The sequence below is a fragment of the Brevibacterium yomogidense genome (assembly GCF_900163715.1).
In the GTDB taxonomy this organism is placed as follows: Bacteria; Actinomycetota; Actinomycetes; order Actinomycetales; family Brevibacteriaceae; genus Brevibacterium; species Brevibacterium yomogidense_A.
In genome coordinates this window covers 55,742-73,995 of sequence record NZ_FWFF01000019.1, presented here as the reverse complement: position 1 = coordinate 73,995, position 18,254 = coordinate 55,742, and the positions used below count along the sequence as shown (strand labels likewise).

The window sequence follows — 18,254 nt, the reverse complement described above, 5'->3', positions numbered from 1 at the left end:
GAACGCGAGCCGCACAGCCTCACCGCAGTCCGCGGACGCTGCGCCTCGGCTGCGTCGTCCCGAGGATCGCGCCGACCATGTCGACCACCTGCACCGTGGCCGCGGCGTCGTGGGCGCGGATCACGGCGATCCCATGCTCCACCGCGTAGGCCGTGGCGGCGAGGGTGGCGGGCAGGCGCTGCTCGGGCGGGCCCGCGTCCACGGACTCGCCGATGAAGTCCTTCCGGGAGATCGCGAGGAGCACTGGCATGCCGTGGTCGGCGAAGTCCCGGATGTGCTTGAGCACCATCAGCGAGTGCCGCGTGTTCTTCCCGAAGTCCGGGGTGGGGTCCAGCAGGATCCGCTCCGTCGGAACGCCCACGGACCGGGCGCGCTCCGCCAGTGTGAGGACGCCGCTCAGCGCGTCGTCGACGACGTCCTCGGGCAGCAGGCCGTAGCGGCTGCGGTGGGCATCAGTCCGCGGGTCCAGTCCCCCCGTGTGCGAGCAGACGAGGCCGGCCCCCGCCTCGGCGGCGACCAGTGGCAGGTCCGGGTCCGCACCTGCCCAGGTGTCGTTGACGATGTCGGCTCCGATCGCGACAGCGGCTCGGGCCACGGGTGCCCTGTAGGTGTCCGCGGAGATGACCAGTTCCGGGATCTCGTCGTGGATCGCCTCGATGACCGGGCAGATGCGTCCGAGCTCCTCCTCGACGCTCACGTGGGGCCCGCGGCCGGCGCGCACTCCCCCGATGTCGACGATCCCGGCACCCGCGGCGTGTGCGTCGACAGCGGCGCGGACGGCGGCCTCGGTCGTGGGGGCGGCCGTGTAGAAGGAGTCGACGGATCGGTTGATGACCGCCATGACCGCGGGTCGACCCGGCCCGGCTGTGAGGCCGCCGATCCGCAGGAGCCCGTCAGGCACCGCAGAGGCTCCCGGACCGCCGCGGGCCGCGCGCGCGTCGTCGTGTCTCATGCAGTGCCGGTTCCGTCGGCGCGTGTGTCCTCCCCTGTGGGCGCCGCTGCGGCTGCGTCTGGGGCGCGGGGAAGTCCCGGGGCCAGTGCGGCCAGGGCCTCGTCCGCGGTGTCGACCAGCTGGAAGAGGTCCATGTCCGTCGGTGCGATGACGCCGCGTCCCACCAGCGTGGTGCGCATCCAGTCGACGAGTCCGCCCCAGAACTCCGTGCCCACCAGCACGATCGGGAACCGCGTGATCGTGCCGGTCTGGACCAGTGTGAGCGCCTCGAAGAGCTCGTCGAGGGTGCCGAAGCCGCCGGGCAGGACGACGAAGCCGCGCGCGTACTTCACGAACATCGTCTTGCGCACGAAGAAGTACCGGAACTCGATGCCCAGGTTCACGGACTCATTCAGCCCCACTTCGAAGGGCAGCTCGATGCCGAGGCCCACGGAGACGCCGTCCGCATCGACCGCTCCCCTGTTGCCGGCCTCCATGATGCCGGGGCCGCCCCCGGTGATGACCGCGCAGCCGGTCTCGACGATGCCGCGCGCGATGTCGATGGCCAGCGCGTACTCCTCCGTCCCCTCCCGCAGCCGGGCGGAGCCGAAGAGGGAGACGGCCGGGCCCAGCTCTGCCAGGGTGCCGAAGCCCTCGACGAACTCCGCCTGGATGCGCAGGACCCGCCACGGGTCGCTGTGGGCCCAGTCGGAGCTCCCATCGCGATCCAGCAGCCGCTGATCCGCAGTCCACGACGGGATCTGCGAACCGCGGAGCATGACGGGGCCCTTCACGCGGCGACGGCTCATCGCGCGTCCTCGTCCTGTTCGGTGCCGTCCTGCGCCCACGCGGGGGCCCCGGCGGCCGGCTCGAGGAAGGTGAGGAGTGCGGAGGAGGCGGCCAGGACCTCGGCGGCGGGGACGTGTTCGTCCGCACGGTGGGCGAACAGCGGGTTGCCCGGCCCGAAGTTCAGCGCGGGCACCCCCAGCGCACTGAAGCGGGCGACGTCCGTCCACCCGAGCTTCGGGGCGACCGGAGCGCCGACGGCATCCGCGAACGCCTGCGCGGTGGGCTTGTCCAGACCGGGGCGCGCGCCCTCGGAGAGGTCGACGACGGTGACGTCGAAGCCGGCGAAGAGCTCGCGGAGGTGGGCTTCTGCCTCGGCACCGGAGGTCGACGGCGCGAAGCGGTGGTTCACGAGCACGGTGCAGGCATCCGGCACGACGTTGCCCGCGACTCCCCCGCTGATGCCCACGGCGGACATGGATTCGCGGTAGTCGAGGCCGTCGACGGTGACGGTGCGCTCCTCGTAGTCGGCCAGCGTCGCGAGGATGGGTGCTGCGGCGTGGATCGCGTTCTCACCCATGAAGGCGCGGGCGGAGTGGGCGCGCACACCGGTGGTCCTCACCTCGACGCGGATCGTGCCGTTGCAGCCGCCCTCGATGCCCGCGTTGGACGGTTCGCCGAGGATCGCGAGGTCGGCGGCGAGCAGGTCCGGGTGGTCGGCGGCGAGGCGACCCAGACCGTTGAGGGAGGCGTCGACCTCTTCGTGGTCGTAGAACACCCACGTGACGTCGCGGGCGGGTGCGCGCAGTGCGCGGGCGACGGCGAGCTGCATGGCCACGCCTGCCTTCATGTCACACGCTCCGCGGCCCCAGACGACGTCCTGCCCGTCGAGGACGCGGCGGTCCGTCGGCAGGTTGTCCTCGATGGGGACGGTGTCGAGGTGGCCCGCGACCAGGACGCGCTCATCCAGGCCCAGGGTGGTGCGCGCGATGAGGGCGTCGCCGTTGCGCACGATCTCCAGGGAAGGTCCGTCACCTGCGGAGATCTCCCGCAGGACGGCTTCGACGGCGTCTGCGATCCGGGCCTCGTCGCCGGAGACGGAGGGGATGTCGCAGAGGCGCGCGGTGAGCTCGACGGGGTCGTCGAGGGCTGCGCAGAGGGCAGCGGAGTCACGGGCTGCGCTGGGGGCGGGAGGGGTCATGCCGTCAGCCTACCGCCGGGTCCGAGACCGGTAGGCTGGGCCTCATGACAGCACGATTCGCAGCAGGCGTGGGCCTGCGCACAGCACACGACAGCACCGTCCTCTCCGTCTGGTACCCCGCCCCCGTCCTCCGGGACACCCCGGACGACGCCGAGGCGGCGGCGAAGGCCGCGTTCGACTCCGCCGTCTTAGAATCGCTCGCCGGTGCCGATGACCTGCGCGGGACCACCGCGGACGTCGTCACGACGGTCATCGACCTGGACGTCCCGCCGGCGGATGCCGCTGACGGCTACCTGCGCCTCCACGCGCTCTCGCACCGCCTGGTCGCGCCGAACACGCAGAACCTCGACGGCCTGTTCGGCTCGCTCAACAACGTGGTCTGGACGTCCGCCGGTGCGTGCGCGGTCGAGGGCTTCGACCTCGTGCGGGCGAAGCTCACCGCGAAGTACGGTCAGGTCGCCGTGTACGGCGTGGACAAGTTCCCCCGCATGACCGACTTCGTCGTGCCGTCCGGTGTGCGGATCGGCGACGCGGACCGCGTGCGCCTGGGTGCGCACCTGGCCGAGGGCACCGTCGTGATGCACGAGGGCTTCGTGAACTTCAACGCGGGCACGCTGGGCAGCGCGATGATCGAGGGACGCATCTCGCAGGGCGTCGTCGTGGGCGACGGGACGGACGTGGGCGGCGGCGCCTCCATCATGGGCACGCTGTCCGGCGGCAACGCGCTCAAGATCACGGTCGGCGCGGGGACCCTGCTGGGGGCGAACTCCGGCATCGGCATCTCCCTGGGCGACAACTGCATCGTCGAGGCGGGCCTCTACGTCACCGCCGGCACCCCCGTGTCGATCGTGGCCGAGGACCGCGTCGTGAAGGCGATCGAGCTGTCCGGTTCGAACGGCGTGCTGCTGCGCCGCAACGGCCGCAGCGGCGGCGTCGAAGCCCACGCTCGCACGGACAAGGGCATCGAGCTCAACCCCGACCTGCACTGAGGGTTCGGGTTGGGGTGAGGGTTAGGTCTGGGGTGAGTGTTCAGTCTGGGCTGACGGCTCGGCCCGGGTTGACAGCTCAGTCTGGGTTGAGGGTGAGGCTCGTCGGCAACCGGTGAATGAGAAGGTGGGTCCGTCACGGACCCACCTTCTCCTCTGTCCGGGGTCCTCCTGCAGCGACGTCCTCGGACGTGTCCCATCATCCGCATCCTCCATACGTCTGCGAGAGCCATGAGCACCGCCCCGCCGCCCATTCCTCCTCCCCCGCACCGGAACCCTGAGGGTCAGGCACAGCACCCGCACGCCCAGGCTCGGGCCCAGCACCCGCACCAGCACCAGCATCAGCACCCGCACCAGCTCCCCGAAGCTCAGCCCGGGTCCGCTCCGCTGCCGCGGGCGCTCGCGCCGGACATCGCACGCGGGTTCATGCTGCTGCTCATCGCGATCGCGAACGTGTCGTGGCACCTGTGGGGCCACCCGACGGGGCTGTCCTCTGCGCACCCGACCGACGGCGGCCCGGTCGACACGGTGCTCGCGACGCTGTCGCTCATCTTCGTGGACGGTCGGATCTATCCGATGTTCGCGTTCCTGTTCGGCTACGGGATGGTCCAGTTCGCACGGTCGCGTGCAGGGCGAGGGACCCCGGACCAGTCGATCGGACGGATGCTCGTACGCCGGCACATCTGGCTGATCGTGTTCGGCTTCGTGCACGCGCTGCTGCTCTTCAACGGGGACGTGCTGGGCGCGTACGGGCTCGCGGGACTGGTGCTCGGCGGGATCTTCTTCAGGCGCACCGATCGGACGCTGAAGATCGTGTCGTGGGTCTTCGCGGGTCTGCTCGCACTGTTCGCACTGCTGGCAGGCGCGATGGCCGCGCTCATGCTTCTCCTGCCGTCGGAGGTGAAGGACGAGATCACAGCGTCCATGGCGGCGCAGAGCGGATCGCTGACAGATGCGTTCTCCGGTCAGTCCAACTATGTCCTTGCGGCCCTGGCACGGGGTGGCATGTGGCTCGTCTCGACACCTGCCACGCTGCTCATGCTCACGTTCCCGCTGGCGATCGTGCTGGGCTGGCTCGCGGCTCGGCGCGGACTGCTCGAGGCACCCGCCGACCACAGAAGGACACTTGCGCGGATCGCGGTGTGGGGCATCCTCATCGGTGCGGTGGGCGCGCTGCCGGATGCGCTCGTGTTTGCGGGAGTCCTCCCGCTGCCGGAGATGATCGCGTGGGCCTTCAGCGGAGTGAACGCGGTCACGGGTGTGGCAGGCGGCATCGGCTATGCGGCGCTGTTCGGTCTGCTCGCCCTGCGGATCGGCTCTGCGCCCGGGGTGATCGGACGCGCCGTCGCGGGCATCGGACGCCGCTCGCTGAGCTTCTACCTGCTGCAGTCCGTCGTCTTCGCTCCGCTGCTGACCGCATGGGGATTCGGGCTCGGGCAGCACATCGGCACGACCGGTGCGTTCGCGATCGCGGTCGCGGTGTGGATCCTGTCGCTCGTGCTCGCCATCGTTCTCGACGCGCAGAACAGGCGCGGCCCCGCCGAGGTCCTGCTGCGCCGCCTCACCTACGGCAGGGACGACCCGGCGAGGTGAAGGCGGTGCTCACCGAGGTGAGGCAGGGGACCGAGGTGAGGAAGGGGACCGAGGTGAGGGTCAGGGCGTGTCGGCCCGGCGCCTCGACCCCAGCCGCATCCCGGCGGCCCACTGAACACCCCCAACGACGACGAGTGAGTGCAAACCGGCCCCATCCACGCATGGAAGGGGCCGGTTTGCACTCACTCGAGGGGATGCCTCATGTGAGGTTTCAGAGGCTCGGTGGCTCAGAGGCTCAGCGACGAAGAGGCCTCCACTTCAGCGGTCCTCTGCCGGGGTGTAGAGACGCTGCGGTGCACCGGTGTAGATCTGGCGCGGGCGGCCGATCCTCGTCTCCGCATCCTTCACGCCCTCGCGCCACTGCGCGATCCAGCCGGGCAGACGGCCCACGGCGAACAGCACGGTGAACATGTTCGTCGGGAAGCCCAGGGCCTTGTAGATGAGGCCCGTGTAGAAGTCGACGTTCGGGTAGAGCTTGCGCTCGACGAAGTAGTCGTCCGCGAGCGCGATCTCCTCGAGGTCCTTCGCCAGCTGCAGCATCTCGTCGTTGCCGCCCAGCTTCTCCAGCACCTCGTCGGCCGTCTTCTTGATGATCGTGGCACGCGGGTCGTAGTTCTTGTAGACGCGGTGACCGAAGCCCATGAGACGGACTCCGTCCTCCTTGTTCTTCACCCGCTCCATGAACTTCTTCGGTCCGTCGTCCGATGCCTGGATCTCCTCCAGCATCTCCAGCACCGCGGAGTTCGCGCCGCCGTGCAGCGGACCGGCGAGGGCGTGGATCCCTGCGGAGATCGACTGGTACATGTTCGCCTGCGACGAACCGACCAGGCGGACCGTGGACGTCGAGCAGTTCTGCTCGTGGTCCGCGTGCAGGATGAACAGCTGATCCAGCGCCTTGAGGGCGAGCGGATCGACCTCGTACTTCTCGGACGGGAACCCGAAGTTCACGCGGAGGAAGTTCTCCACGAGCCCCAGGTTGTTGTCCGGGAACACGACCGGGACACCCTCCGCGTGGCGGTGGGCGAACGCTGCGATCGTCGGCATCTTCGCCAGCAGACGTGCGGTGGAGATGTCGATCTGCGCCTCATCGGTGATCGAGAGGCTGTCCTGGTAGAACGTCGACATCGCGGCGATCGCAGACGACACCATCGGCATGGGATGCGCGTCGTACGGGAAGGCCTGGAAGAAGCGGCGCATGTCTTCGTGCAGGAGCGTGTGCTCGCGCAGACGCCCGTCGAACTCCGCCAGCTGCTGCGGCGTGGGCAGCTCACCGTAGATCAGCAGATAGGACACCTCGACGAACGTGGACTTCTCCGTCAGCTCCGCGATGTCGTACCCGCGGTAGCGGAGGATTCCCTCGTCACCGTCGATGTAGGTGATGGCCGACGACAGCGAAGCCGTGTTCGCGAAGCCCGGATCATACGTGACCTGCCCGGTCTCCTTGAGGAGGTTGCCGATGCGGAGGCCCTCGTTCCCCTCAGCGGATTCGACGAGGTCGAGTTCCAGCTCGTGGTCGCCAGTGCGAAGCACTGCATCCTTCGTCATGCGGGCACCTCTCGTCTTCAGAGTTCAGCGGTGGCTGTGAATGCTTTCAAAGTCCCATGCAGACTAGCCGAACTGTGTACGGCAGATGAAATCCCTATCTCACCATGTACAATACGCCCGCGAGGGGGCTGAAAACGCGCTCAGGCGGCGTCGCACAGCCGGGCTGCGGCCGCCTGGATCGCCTCGTCCGAGGCTGTGAGCGCGATCCGCACGTGACGGGCGCCGGCATCGCCGTAGAAGGCACCGGGACCCGCGATGATCCCCAGATCGGCCAGTGCGCCGATCGTCTCCCAGCAGTCCTCATCGCGCGTCACCCAGAGGTAGAGCCCGGCCTCCGAATGGTCGATCCGGGCACCGAACGCCTCGACCGCCGGACGCAGCACGTCGCGCCGGGCGCGGTAGAGCTCCTTCTGCGCCGCCACGTGGTCCTCGTCGTCCAGCGCTGCGATCATCGCGGCCTGCACGGGACCGGGCACGATCATCCCCGCATGCTTGCGGGACGTCGTGAGGTTCGCCACCAGATCCGCGTCGCCCGCGAGGAACGCCGCACGGTACCCCGCGAGGTTCGACTGCTTGGACAGCGAGTACACGGAGAGCACACCGGTGTGATCGTCGCCGACGACACGGGGATCGAGGATGCCGGGGGCGGTGTCCGCGCCCTCCCATCCGAGTCGGGCGTAGCACTCGTCGGAGGCCACGATCACGCCCGCGTCGCGCGCGATCGACACGACCGCTCGCAGCGTGTCCGCATCGAGCACCCTGCCGGTCGGATTGCCGGGCGAATTGATCCAGAGCAGGCCCACGCCGTCCAGCGAGGCGCCTGCCAGGACATCATCGACATCGAGCACCCGGGAGTCGACCTGGGCGAGCGTCGCACCCATCGCGTACGTCGGGTAGGCGGCAGCGGGATGCGCCACCGCCAGTCCGAGACCGCGCAGGCCCAGCAGGGTGGGCAGCCAGGCGACGGCCTCCTTCGACCCGACCAGCGGCAGGACCTCGGTGGCCGGGTCCACGGTCGCGGCGAACACGCGGAGGTACCACGAGGCGATCGACTCACGCAGCGCATCGGTGCCGACGGTGGTCGGGTACCCGGGCCAGTCAGCGGCATCGGCGAGTGCTCGACGCACGACCTCCGGGGTGGGATCCACCGGCGTCCCGATCGACAGATCGCAGACGCCGCCGGGGTGCGTGGCAGCGGTCTCCCGGTAGGGCGTGAGGCTGTCCCACGGGTAACCGGGCAGGGCAAGGCCGAATGAGCCGAAGTCAGCGGTCATGTCTGCGGGCTCAGTCGTGCGACTGCGGGGGCAGCGCGGCGATCAGCGGGTGGTCCGTGCCGGTGTTGCCGAGCTTCGCGGCACCGCCCGGCGAGCCGAGGTCGTCGAAGAAGTCGACGTTGGCGTTGTAGTACTCCGCCCATTCCTCGGGGACATCGTCCTCGTAGTAGATCGCTTCGACCGGGCAGACCGGTTCGCACGCGCCGCAGTCCACACATTCGTCCGGGTGGATGTAGAGGCTGCGTTCGCCCTCATAGATGCAGTCCACCGGGCATTCGTCAATGCACGCCTTGTCCTTGAGGTCCACACACGGCTGCGCGATGACGTACGTCACTGTCATTTCTCCTAGGGCTGAGGATCAACTCCGCCTCCAGGGTACTCCCCTTAGAGTGGGAAGGTCCCGCCCCCGGTCGCCCCGACCGCCCGAACGAAGCAGAGGTCACACATGCAGCTGCGCCCCGGTATCCGCGTCGTCCTCCGGTATCGCGACGGCGAGAGCGCGACGGATGCACTGGGGACCGTCGAGGATGTGACGGACGACACCGTCACGGTGCGGACGAAGCGCGGCTCCACGGTGGTCCAGCGGGACGCGATCCTGCTGGCGCACGAGGTCCCGCCTGCGCCCGTGCGCACCGGTCTGCCCCACGAGGTCGTGTCCGCGGTGGACCTCCGCCGGATCTCCGCGGCCGCATGGTTGCCGCCGGAGAGCACGTGGCTGCACAGCGACAACGTCCGTGCGGAAGCCGAGGGGGCCACGGACTTCGTGCAGACCGGCTGGCTGCTGCGCTCCGAGCCCGCGGCCCCGTCGAAGAGGGCGAACTCGACGCTGCCGCTGGACGATCCGGGGATGCCCGCCGCGCAGGCCCTGGACGCCGTGGAGAACTGGTACACGTCGCGCGACGCCCGCCCCATGGTCCAGATCTATTCGGCCGACGCCTCCTCCGCGCTGACTCCCGCGTGCGCAGAACTGGGGCCGCTGCTGCGGGAGCGCGGCTACGAGGCCATGCCGCCGACCCTCCTGCTCGCCGGAGCGACGCGCGAGGCCGCGGCCGGCGCCACGCGGGCCGCCGACGCCGCTCTGCCGGGCCTCACCATCGAGGTCTCGGACTCACCGTCAGCGGACTATCTCGCCGCACTCGGCTACCCCGCTGACCATGAGGGACACGAGGCGTTCCGCCGCCTGCTGACCTCCGCCGAGCAGGTGCAGTTCCTCACGGCCTGGGCGCACCACCCCGACGGCTCCCGCTCCCCCGTGAGCGCCTGCCGGCTCGTCGAGGTCAGCCGCTGGGCCGTCGTGACGAACCTCGTCACGCAGCCCGCGCTCCGCCGCCGAGGTGCCGGTCGCGCGATCGTCCGCGCCGCCATCGCGACGGCGGCCGGTCGTGGAGTGCGATCGTTCCTGGCGGAGGTCGAGTCGGACAACACCGCCTCCATCGCACTCTTCGAATCGCTGGGGGCGGCAGTCGCGCAGCGCGCCTGGTTCGCCCGCCGCTGAGCTCAGCCCTCGCAGATCACCCGGTTGACGGGCCGATACGTCGTCGTGAAGTCGTCCTCGGAGACGACGGACCCGCTGGCGGCGTCCTTGATCGTCCGATAGATGGTGATCGACCAGCCCGGCTTCGGCGACTGCGGGGTGCAGTCGGATCCCGATTCCCGCACGGTGCCGGGCGAGGTCTGGGCGAAGCGTCCGGAGGCATCTGCTTCGACATCCACCGTCTTCTCGCCGAGCACGCGGGCGTGGACCTCGCCGTCGGACAGGCCCATGTCGAGGATCACCGGAGTGTCCGAGTTATTGGTGAACTTCAGGTCGATCGAGGACCAGTCGAGCGTCGTCTCCCGACCCTCCGGGTAGCGGTCGATGTACCGGGAGTGCGCCTGATGCTCATCGAGGTCGAAGCCCGCGAAGAACGCCGCGTTGAACAGGGTGGTCGACACCTGTGAGATCCCACCGCCGAAGTCCTTCGTCATCTGCCCCTCGGAGATGACGCCCGCCTGCTCGTACCCGTTCGCGGCGGTGCGCTGCCCCAGTGTCTCGTTGAGGGAGAACTGCTCTCCCGGCAGCACCACGGTGCCGCTCACCGCCTCTGTGGAGACCCGCAGGTTCGTGTCCCTCGCAGGCTCCGACGAGTACGACGTGGAGAAGTCCGACACCGTGTCGGAGAAGTCCGCGTCCTCCGCATCCTCGGTCGTGAACTCCGGTTCGACCTCCTCCATGTCGATCGAGCCCGTGCGGTCCTCAGCCGTCTCCTCCGTCATCGCCGTGGTGATGACGTCGACGAACTCCTCCTCATCGACGCTCAGCCCGGATTCCGCGGGGACGACCGTCAGGTCATCACCGTCCACCTCGAAGCTCGCGTCCTTCGGGGAGGCCCCCACGTCCGGGTTCTCGTCGAAGACCGCCTCACGCAGGGCCTCACCGTCGAAGACCGGCCGCAGAGTGCCGTCCTCACCGTCGAATGTGAGCGTCTGAGCGATCGTCTCCGGGGACACCGTGAGGTCGTGGGTATCGCCCTCCGGCTCCTCAGCGCTCACGGTGACGTCGTCCGACACCGCGGGCTCCGCGAGGTCGGTGCGCACCTGCTTCGCGTCATCGGTCGTGATGCGCGGCTCCTTGTCCGCAGGATCGACGATCACGCCGTCGTCGCTGCGCAGCCACTGGTCCTCGATCGCGGACCGCAGCACGCTGGCTTCCACGACGGTGCCGTTCTCGCCCTCCGTCACGACGGCGGCACCGTCTTCGTCGTATCCGAGCTGCGCGTCGACGGGCTTCTGCGACAGATCCGCCGCGGTCTCCTCGACGATGGGGGCGAGTGCCGCATCCTCGATCGTGAGGACCGGATCGATGTCCTCCTCGCCGAACGCCCGGTGCCACATGACACGGGGGTCCAGGGAGAAGCCGACGGCCGAATCGACCGTCGCCTCGATGTCGACGCCCAGTCCGGCGTCCTCCGGGTCGAACTCCGCGGTCGATTCCCCGGCGACCACGCCGACGGGCTCCGCGAGCCGATCCCCGACGCCATCGGTCAGTGTCGCCGCGGCATCCTCACGGGACATCCCGCCGATGTCGACCCCCATCGAGGTCGCCCCGGACGGGGTCGATGTGGACTGGATCGCGGCGACCACGACGTAGGCCGCTGCGAGCACGAAGACGACCGCGGACACGATGATGAGTGTCCACGGCTTCTTCCGGTCCTTCGTGCTCACTTCTGCCATACGACGCACCCAGCCCTTCCCGGTGGTACGACGGAATCAGGTCCGTCCAGGATCACGAGGAAATGTACTACAGGCTACGGACACCACCGGCTCCCGACCACAGTCCGCACCCACAATGCAACGCGAAGGTTATGACTGCGACGTCTTCTGCTCCGCCTTCTGCGCCGCCCGCGACGGGACCAGGAACACGATGACGGCCGCCAGCACCATCGGCGCGAACAGCCACACGAGGGATCGCAGCGATCCGGTCACGATGAGGTCCTCACCGGGCCACAGCTGCGGCTGGGCGAAGGCGAACGCGAGTGCGGAGACGACCGCGGCGAGCACCACCGTGACGATCGTGCTGCGATAGAGCGCGGACACGTGCCACAGCGCGAGGATCGTGAGCAGCAGCGCGAGCGCCAGCCCCCACGGCACGATGACGGGTGCGCCCGCGATCGTGACGACGAACGCGTTGAGGTGCTGGAAGGATCCCAGGACGCCGACGACGAGTCCCACGATCAGCGCGTGGAGGCAGCCGCCCAGCGTCGCGGGCCAGCTCGCGTCCGCGCTGCGCCGACGATCCCGCCGCCTCTCCCCCTGCACGGGGGCACCGGATGCCCCCGCCGAGGCCGTCCCGACTCCCGCAGATCCGGCATCGGCCGCTGCCGCGACTGTCCCGGCCCCTGCAGCCGTCCCGACTCCTGCGGCCGCCGCACCCGAGGCCGCTGCCGCGCTCCCCCAGCCGTAGCCGCCGTCCTCACCGGCAGGTCCCCCGACGGCCATGCCCGATCCGGAGTGACCGGCGGGCCGTTCGGGAGCCAGGAGGAGCACATCCTCGACGGTGCCGTCCGGCAGGGCGCGTGCGGGTGCATCCGCGCTGCGGCCGAAGTCGGACAGCGCGAAGTATTCGGTCGTCCCGATCCGCTGGCCGATCCCGTTCGACAGTGCGAAGAACTCGCCCGCGACGGTGACCTGGGTGGCGTGCGCGGCCATCGCCATCGCTTTGGCGCCCAGGTCGTCCTCGACGTCCTGGGCCACGGCGACGGGGACGTCGTCCGCGATGGTGGAGGGGGCCTCGGCGGGTGCGAAACCGGTCAGGTCGAAGCCGGGCGCCTGCGCATCGAAGGTGCGGGCGACGGCCTCGGGCGGGTTCGCGAGCGTGAGCAGGCGGGTCCGCACGGATCGCTCCTCGCCGCCCAGCCGCAGGGCCTTCACGCTCGCGTCGTGGCAGCGGCGATGGTCGGGGTGGCCGTAGCCGCCGTCCGCGCCGTAGGTGATCACGAGGTGGGGATCCAGCTCCACGACGACGGCGGCGATCCGGCGGGCCACGTCGTCCGGGTCCGCGGCGCAGAGTGCCGCGTCCGGCATGGTGGCCGGGGCGTGGGCGTGCCCGTCCTCGCCCCAGACCATGCCGGAATCCTCGAAGCGGCGGGCCGGGAAGCCGGCCCGCGCCTCGGGATCGGTGCTGCCGAGGAAGCGATGGTCCGTGACCCCGACGGCCCGCATCGCGGCGGCGAGCTCGCCTTCGCGATGAGCGGCCAGGCCCTGCCTGTCGCCGGCGAGGTGGGCGAGCTGCTCGCCGATCACCTCGCCGCCCTCGCCCCGGGTCGCCGTGAGGACGACGACCCGGGCGCCCGCGCGCACCAGGTGGGCTAGCGTCCCCCCGGTCGCGATCGATTCGTCATCGGGATGGGCATGGACGAAGAGGACAGTGGCTTCCATCGGGTTGTCGGACGTCTCCTCAGGAATCGTTCTTGCGCATGCGCGACTGGGACTTCTGGCGTTCCTTCTGGTCCAGGATGACCTTGCGGATGCGCACCGTGCTCGGGGTGACCTCGACGCACTCGTCCTGGTTGGCGAACTCGAGGCTCTCCTCCAGTGTGAGGGTGCGCGGCGGGACGAGGTTCTCGAAGGTGTCGGACGAAGCGGCACGCATGTTCGTGAGCTTCTTCTCCTTCGTGATGTTGACGTCCATGTCGTCGGAGCGGGAGTTCTCCCCGACGATCTGGCCCTCGTACACCTCGGAGGTGGGCTGGACGAAGAACGAGCCGCGCTCCTGCAGGTTGATCATCGCGAACGGCGTGACGACGCCCGGACGGTCGGCCACGAGCGATCCGGCGGTGCGGAACTCGATCGAGCCGGCCCACGGTGCCGTGCCCGCAGACAGCGAGTTGGCGATGCCGGTGCCGCGCGTCTCCGTGAGGAAGCGCGTGCGGAAGCCGATGAGGCCGCGCGCCGGCACCTTGAACTCCATCCGGACCCAGCCGGTGCCGTGGTTCGCCATCGTCTCCATGGCCCCCTTGCGGGAGGCCATGAGCTGCGTGACGGCGCCCAGGTGCTCCTCCGGCACGTCGATGGTCATGTGCTCCATCGGCTCGTGCACCTTGCCGTCGACCATGCGGGTGACGACCTGCGGCTTGCCGACGGTGAGCTCGAAGCCCTCGCGGCGCATCTGCTCGACGAGGATCGCCAGCGCGAGCTCGCCGCGGCCCTGGACCTCCCACGAGTCGGGGCGCTCCGTGGGCAGCACCTGCAGCGAGACGTTGCCGACCAGCTCCTGGTCCAGGCGGTCCTTCACCTGACGGGCGGTGACCTTCGTGCCCTTCTCACGGCCGGCGAGCGGGGAGGTGTTGATGCCGATCGTCATCGAGATCGCCGGGTCGTCGATCGTGATGCCCGGCATGGGGCGGGGATCGTCGATGTCCGTGATCGTGTCGCCGATGCTGATCTCCGGGATGCCGGCGATCGCGACGATGTCGCCCGCCGAGGCCTGGGTCGCCGGGACGCGCTCCAGCCCCTTGGTCTCCAGCAGCTCCGAGACCTTGGCGGTGGTGGTCTGCCCGTCCGAGTGCACCCAGGCGACCTGCTGGCCCTTGTGCAGGGTGCCGCCGTAGATGCGCAGCAGGGCGAGGCGGCCCAGGAACGGGGACGCGTCGAGGTTCGTGACGTGTGCCTGGAGCACGCCGTCGTCGTTGTACGCCGGAGCGGGGATGTGCTCGAGGATCGTCTTGAAGAGGGGCTCGAGGTCCTCGCTGTCCGGGACGGAGCCGTCTGCGGGGCGTTCGAGCGAGGCCCGTCCCGCCTTCGCGGCGGCGTAGACGACCGGCACGTCGAGGACGACGTCCGCGTCGAAGCCCTCGACCTCTTCCGCGAGGTCGGAGGCCAGGCCCAGCAGCAGGTCCTGCGCCTCGTCGAGCACGTACTCGATGCGGGCGTCGGGGCGATCCGTCTTGTTGACGACGAGGATCACCGGCTTCTGGGCCGCCAGCGCCTTGCGGAGCACGAAGCGGGTCTGCGGGAGGGGGCCCTCGGAGGAATCGACGAGCAGGACGACACCGTCGACCATCGACAGTCCGCGCTCCACCTCGCCGCCGAAGTCGGCGTGGCCGGGGGTGTCGATGACGTTGATGATGATCGGTTCGTCCGTCGACGGGCCGGCATAGGAGATGGAGGTGTTCTTCGCGAGGATCGTGATCCCCTTCTCCTTCTCCAGATCGCCGGAGTCCATGACGCGGTCGACGACGTCACCGTGATCGCCGAACACGCCGGCCTGAGTGAGCATCGCGTTGACCAGAGTCGTCTTGCCGTGGTCGACGTGCGCGACGATGGCGACGTTGCGGCGGTCGGAACGGCGGGAGGAGTGTAGCGTCATAAGCTCGCTTTCGAGTTCGTTGGCGGGGGCGCCGAAGACGATTATATGCGCCAGAGCGCCCCAACCCCGCCTGCGGTGCCCCGCGGGGCGTGGAACAGGCGGCGCTGAGGCGCTCACGAGCACGTTCGTCGGTGCTTTCCTCCTCAGCCGGCGAGGTCCTCCGAACCGGAGACGATCAGCGCGTCACGCGCTTCGCGACGCCGGCGCTGCTCGACGGGGTCCGGCACGGGAACCGCGGCCAGCAGCCTCTGCGTGTACGGATGGCGCGGTGCCGCCACGACATCGGCCGAGGGCCCGACCTCGAGCAGGTGACCGTGCCGCATGACTGCGATGCGGCTCGCGACCATTTCGACGACGGCGAGGTCGTGGCTGATGAACAGGCACGCGAACCCGTACTCCTCCTGCAGGTTCCGGAAGAGGGCGAGCACCCTGTCCTGGACGGACACGTCCAGCGCCGAGGTCGGCTCATCGGCGATGAGCAGGCGCGGCTTGAGCGCGAGTGCCCGGGCGATGCCGATCCTCTGCCGCTGTCCGCCCGAGAATTCGTGCGGATACCGGTTGCGCATCGACCTCGGCAGCTCAACCGAGTCCAGCAGCTCCTCCACCCGGCTGCTGAGAGCGGGACCCTTGAGGCCCTCGTGGAGGTACATCGGCTCACCGATCGACTCCCCCACCGGCAAGCGCGGATTGAGCGACGACCCGGGGTCCTGGAACACGAACCCCACGGTCTTGCGGACGTCGCGCAGCTGCTTATTGGTCTTGCCCGCGATCTCCACACCGCCGACGGTGAGCGAGCCTTCGACGACGGGGATGAGCCCCACCGATGCACGGCCGATCGTCGTCTTGCCGGAACCGGATTCCCCCACGAGGCCCACGACCTCGCCCGGGGCGATCTGCAGATCGATCGCCTTCGCAGCGCGGAACGCCTTCTTCCGTCCCACGGCTGGGTACTCGATGGAGGCGCCGGCCAGTTTCAGGGCGGCGTTGTCGATCTGGATCCGACCGCCCGGGTGCTCGTACGTGTCATTCGATTCGAGCGAGATCGCGGCGAGGTCGTCGACGTACTCCAGGTTCTCCGCGCCGGATCCGAACGCCCGCTCCTCGGAGCGCGACCCCAGGTGCGGCACAGCGGCCAGCAGCTGCTTCGTGTACTCATGCTGCGGGTCGGTGAAGATCTGGGTGGCGGTGCCCTCCTCGACGACCCGCCCCTGCTTCATGACGAGGATCCGGTCGGCCATGTCGGCGACCACACCCATGTCGTGCGTGATGAGGATGATGCCGGCATCGACCTTCTCGCGCAGGTCCCGCATGAGCTTGAGGATCTCCGCCTGGACCGTCACGTCCAGCGCAGTGGTCGGCTCATCGGCGATGAGCAGACGCGGTTCGCACGCGAGCGCCTGTGCGATCATGACGCGCTGTCGCTGTCCGCCGGACAGCTGGTGCGGGAACGAGTCGTAGCGCTCCTCGGGGTCCGGCATCTCGACCAGGCGCAGGAGCCGCAGAGCCTCCTCCTTCGCCTCGCGCGGCCCCATCACGTTGTGGACGCGCAGGGTCTCGGAGATCTGGAATCCCGCCGTGTAGACGGGGTTGAGCGCTGTCATCGGCTCCTGGAAGATCACGGAGATGTCGTTGCCCCGGACCTTCTGCATCTGGTCTTCGCGCATGCCGATGAGCTCTCGCCCGTCGAGCCTCGCAGACCCGCTCGCCCGACCGTTCTTCGGCACCAGGCCCATGAGCGACATCGACGACTGCGACTTGCCGGAGCCGGACTCGCCCACGATCGCGAGCACTTCGCCCTTGCGCACGTCGTACGTGAGACCCTCTGCGGCGGTCATCCATTCGTCGTTGACCCAGAAGCGCACCCCCAGATCGCGCACGGAGAGGATCACGTCCTTCTGCAGCGGTTCCTCCTGCTGCGTCTCACGCTGTGTCGCCATCAGTGGCTCGCCCCCTTTCCTGTGCTGCCCGGTTCGTCCCCTGTGTCTCCCGAGTCCGGTCCGGACGCACGCGCGTCCGTGTCCGGCCTCGGCGCCGTCGCAGTGGTGGTCGACTGCGCAGCGGTCTTCTGCTGGGTGCCGCCGCGACCTGCGCGGCGTTCGGCGCGGTTCATCTTCCGCAGGGACGGCACGGTCTTCATGCGCGGATCGAACGCATCGCGCAGTCCGTCTCCGATGAAGTTCACGCACAGCGCGATGAGGATGATGAACAGGCCGGCCCACCAGAACAGCCAGGGACGTGAGGCGAAGGCGGACTGGTACTCGTTGATGAGCTGCCCCAGGGACACCTGCGGTGCGCGGATGCCGAACCCGAGGAAGCTCAGAGCGGCCTCGAGCACGATCGCCTGACTCATGAGCAGCGTGGTGTTCACGATGATGACGCCCATGGTGTTCGGCAGCATGTGCTTGACGATGATGCGGAAGTCGCCGGCGCCCGCGACGCGTGCGGAGTCGACGAACTCACGCTCGCGCAGGGCGAGGAACTCGCCCCGCACCAGTCGCGCGAGGCTGGTCCAGAGGATCGCTCCCAGCACGACGGCGAGTGCCGGCGCCATGTAGGTGGCTGACGACAGGCCGAACAGCGAGAAGTTGGGCCCGCTCACGAGCTTGCCGAGGATCGAGCCGACCACGATCGTCGGCAGGATGATGAAGCCGTCCGTCACACGCATGAGGAACGCGTCGAGCCTGCCGCGGTAGTAGCCGGCGAGGGCACCGATCACGGTGCCGAGCACCAGTGCGACGAGGCCGATGATCGCCATGACCATGAGGGAGATCTGGACGCCCTTCATGACGCGGGCGAAGTTGTCCCGACCGATGTCGTCCTGGCCGAACGGATGCTCCCCGAAGGCGAACGGGTTGGCGAACGACCACGTCGGCGCCCCACCGGGGTTCACGACCGGTCCGGAACTGGTGTGGTTGTGGATCCACCATCCCGGGATGGGTCCGACGCCCTGAGCGGAGTATGCGAAGACGGCGATCACCGCCAGGACGATCAGACCTGCCATGGCGCCTTTGTGGCCGAGGAATTTGCGACGGACGATCGCTCCCTGGCTCAGCCCCTCGGTCGCTCGGCTCTCGATCGACATCGGTGCAGC

The 18,254-nt window shown here is 69.2% G+C and carries 14 protein-coding genes; 3 read left to right on the top strand and 11 right to left on the bottom strand.

The annotated features are described in order from the left end of the window. Window positions 1-19: 19 nt before the first annotated feature. The 3 genes from folP to dapE are packed head-to-tail and all read right to left on the bottom strand — an operon-like array spanning window position 20 to window position 2,918. Window positions 20-952, bottom strand: coding sequence for a dihydropteroate synthase (folP, locus tag FM105_RS12040; RefSeq protein ID WP_087008583.1), 933 nt, complete (start codon window positions 950-952; stop codon window positions 20-22). Next, window positions 949-1,740, bottom strand: coding sequence for an LOG family protein (locus FM105_RS12035; protein WP_087008581.1), 792 nt, complete (start codon window positions 1,738-1,740; stop codon window positions 949-951). Before FM105_RS12035 ends, folP begins: the two co-directional genes overlap by 4 nt. Beyond that, window positions 1,737-2,918, bottom strand: a complete 1,182-nt coding sequence (gene dapE / locus FM105_RS12030; protein WP_087008579.1) for a succinyl-diaminopimelate desuccinylase — start codon at window positions 2,916-2,918, stop codon at window positions 1,737-1,739. Before dapE ends, FM105_RS12035 begins: the two co-directional genes overlap by 4 nt. Window positions 2,919-2,962: 44 nt before the next feature. Here dapE and dapD point away from each other — a divergent pair, with 44 nt between their 5' ends. Together dapD and FM105_RS12020 are read left to right on the top strand one after the other, a co-directional pair. Further along, the gene (dapD, locus tag FM105_RS12025; RefSeq protein WP_087008577.1) at window positions 2,963-3,907 is read left to right on the top strand and encodes a 2,3,4,5-tetrahydropyridine-2,6-dicarboxylate N-succinyltransferase; all 945 of its coding nucleotides are present in this window, start codon (window positions 2,963-2,965) and stop codon (window positions 3,905-3,907) included. A 228-nt stretch (window positions 3,908-4,135) separates the two neighbouring features. After that, on the top strand, window positions 4,136-5,497 hold the full coding sequence (locus FM105_RS12020; protein WP_256970376.1) for a DUF418 domain-containing protein: 1,362 nt from the start codon (window positions 4,136-4,138) through the stop codon (window positions 5,495-5,497). A 258-nt stretch (window positions 5,498-5,755) separates the two neighbouring features. Here FM105_RS12020 and FM105_RS12015 read toward each other — a convergent pair whose 3' ends face one another. The 3 genes from FM105_RS12015 to fdxA form a co-directional block, all read right to left on the bottom strand. Beyond that, complete coding sequence (locus tag FM105_RS12015) at window positions 5,756-7,042, bottom strand: citrate synthase (protein ID WP_087008574.1); 1,287 nt, start codon at window positions 7,040-7,042, stop codon at window positions 5,756-5,758. 140 nt (window positions 7,043-7,182) lie between these two features. Beyond that, window positions 7,183-8,316, bottom strand: coding sequence for a succinyldiaminopimelate transaminase (gene dapC / locus FM105_RS12010; RefSeq protein ID WP_087008572.1), 1,134 nt, complete (start codon window positions 8,314-8,316; stop codon window positions 7,183-7,185). A gap of 10 nt (window positions 8,317-8,326) precedes the next feature. Then, window positions 8,327-8,650, bottom strand: coding sequence for a ferredoxin (gene fdxA, locus FM105_RS12005; RefSeq protein ID WP_087008710.1), 324 nt, complete (start codon window positions 8,648-8,650; stop codon window positions 8,327-8,329). A gap of 111 nt (window positions 8,651-8,761) precedes the next feature. Here fdxA and FM105_RS12000 point away from each other — a divergent pair, with 111 nt between their 5' ends. Then, complete coding sequence (locus FM105_RS12000; protein WP_087008570.1) at window positions 8,762-9,811, top strand: GNAT family N-acetyltransferase; 1,050 nt, start codon at window positions 8,762-8,764, stop codon at window positions 9,809-9,811. Between the two features lie 2 nt (window positions 9,812-9,813). Here FM105_RS12000 and FM105_RS11995 read toward each other — a convergent pair whose 3' ends face one another. From FM105_RS11995 to FM105_RS11975, 5 genes are all read right to left on the bottom strand, one after another. Continuing rightward, window positions 9,814-11,529, bottom strand: a complete 1,716-nt coding sequence (locus tag FM105_RS11995; protein WP_087008568.1) for a VanW family protein — start codon at window positions 11,527-11,529, stop codon at window positions 9,814-9,816. A 129-nt stretch (window positions 11,530-11,658) separates the two neighbouring features. Beyond that, the gene (locus tag FM105_RS11990; RefSeq protein WP_087008566.1) at window positions 11,659-13,233 is read right to left on the bottom strand and encodes a PIG-L family deacetylase; all 1,575 of its coding nucleotides are present in this window, start codon (window positions 13,231-13,233) and stop codon (window positions 11,659-11,661) included. A 19-nt stretch (window positions 13,234-13,252) separates the two neighbouring features. Beyond that, complete coding sequence (gene typA, locus FM105_RS11985; RefSeq protein WP_087008564.1) at window positions 13,253-15,163, bottom strand: translational GTPase TypA; 1,911 nt, start codon at window positions 15,161-15,163, stop codon at window positions 13,253-13,255. Window positions 15,164-15,306: 143 nt separating this feature from the next. Continuing rightward, complete coding sequence (locus FM105_RS11980; protein WP_087008562.1) at window positions 15,307-17,100, bottom strand: ABC transporter ATP-binding protein; 1,794 nt, start codon at window positions 17,098-17,100, stop codon at window positions 15,307-15,309. Then, the gene (locus tag FM105_RS11975) at window positions 17,100-18,245 is read right to left on the bottom strand and encodes an ABC transporter permease (RefSeq protein WP_256970375.1); all 1,146 of its coding nucleotides are present in this window, start codon (window positions 18,243-18,245) and stop codon (window positions 17,100-17,102) included. The genes FM105_RS11980 and FM105_RS11975 overlap by 1 nt, the downstream gene beginning before the upstream one ends. Window positions 18,246-18,254 lie beyond the last annotated feature (9 nt).

Coding starts and splice junctions, on each gene's coding strand:
- folP (WP_087008583.1), bottom strand. CDS start 952: ATGAGACACGACGACGCGCGCGCGGCCCGCGGCGGTCCGGGAGCCTCT.
- FM105_RS12035 (WP_087008581.1), bottom strand. CDS start 1,740: ATGAGCCGTCGCCGCGTGAAGGGCCCCGTCATGCTCCGCGGTTCGCAG.
- dapE (WP_087008579.1), bottom strand. CDS start 2,918: ATGACCCCTCCCGCCCCCAGCGCAGCCCGTGACTCCGCTGCCCTCTGC.
- dapD (WP_087008577.1), top strand. CDS start 2,963: ATGACAGCACGATTCGCAGCAGGCGTGGGCCTGCGCACAGCACACGAC.
- FM105_RS12020 (WP_256970376.1), top strand. CDS start 4,136: ATGAGCACCGCCCCGCCGCCCATTCCTCCTCCCCCGCACCGGAACCCT.
- FM105_RS12015 (WP_087008574.1), bottom strand. CDS start 7,042: ATGACGAAGGATGCAGTGCTTCGCACTGGCGACCACGAGCTGGAACTC.
- dapC (WP_087008572.1), bottom strand. CDS start 8,316: ATGACCGCTGACTTCGGCTCATTCGGCCTTGCCCTGCCCGGTTACCCG.
- FM105_RS12000 (WP_087008570.1), top strand. CDS start 8,762: ATGCAGCTGCGCCCCGGTATCCGCGTCGTCCTCCGGTATCGCGACGGC.
- FM105_RS11995 (WP_087008568.1), bottom strand. CDS start 11,529: ATGGCAGAAGTGAGCACGAAGGACCGGAAGAAGCCGTGGACACTCATC.
- FM105_RS11990 (WP_087008566.1), bottom strand. CDS start 13,233: ATGGAAGCCACTGTCCTCTTCGTCCATGCCCATCCCGATGACGAATCG.
- typA (WP_087008564.1), bottom strand. CDS start 15,163: ATGACGCTACACTCCTCCCGCCGTTCCGACCGCCGCAACGTCGCCATC.
- FM105_RS11980 (WP_087008562.1), bottom strand. CDS start 17,100: ATGGCGACACAGCGTGAGACGCAGCAGGAGGAACCGCTGCAGAAGGAC.
- FM105_RS11975 (WP_256970375.1), bottom strand. CDS start 18,245: ATGTCGATCGAGAGCCGAGCGACCGAGGGGCTGAGCCAGGGAGCGATC.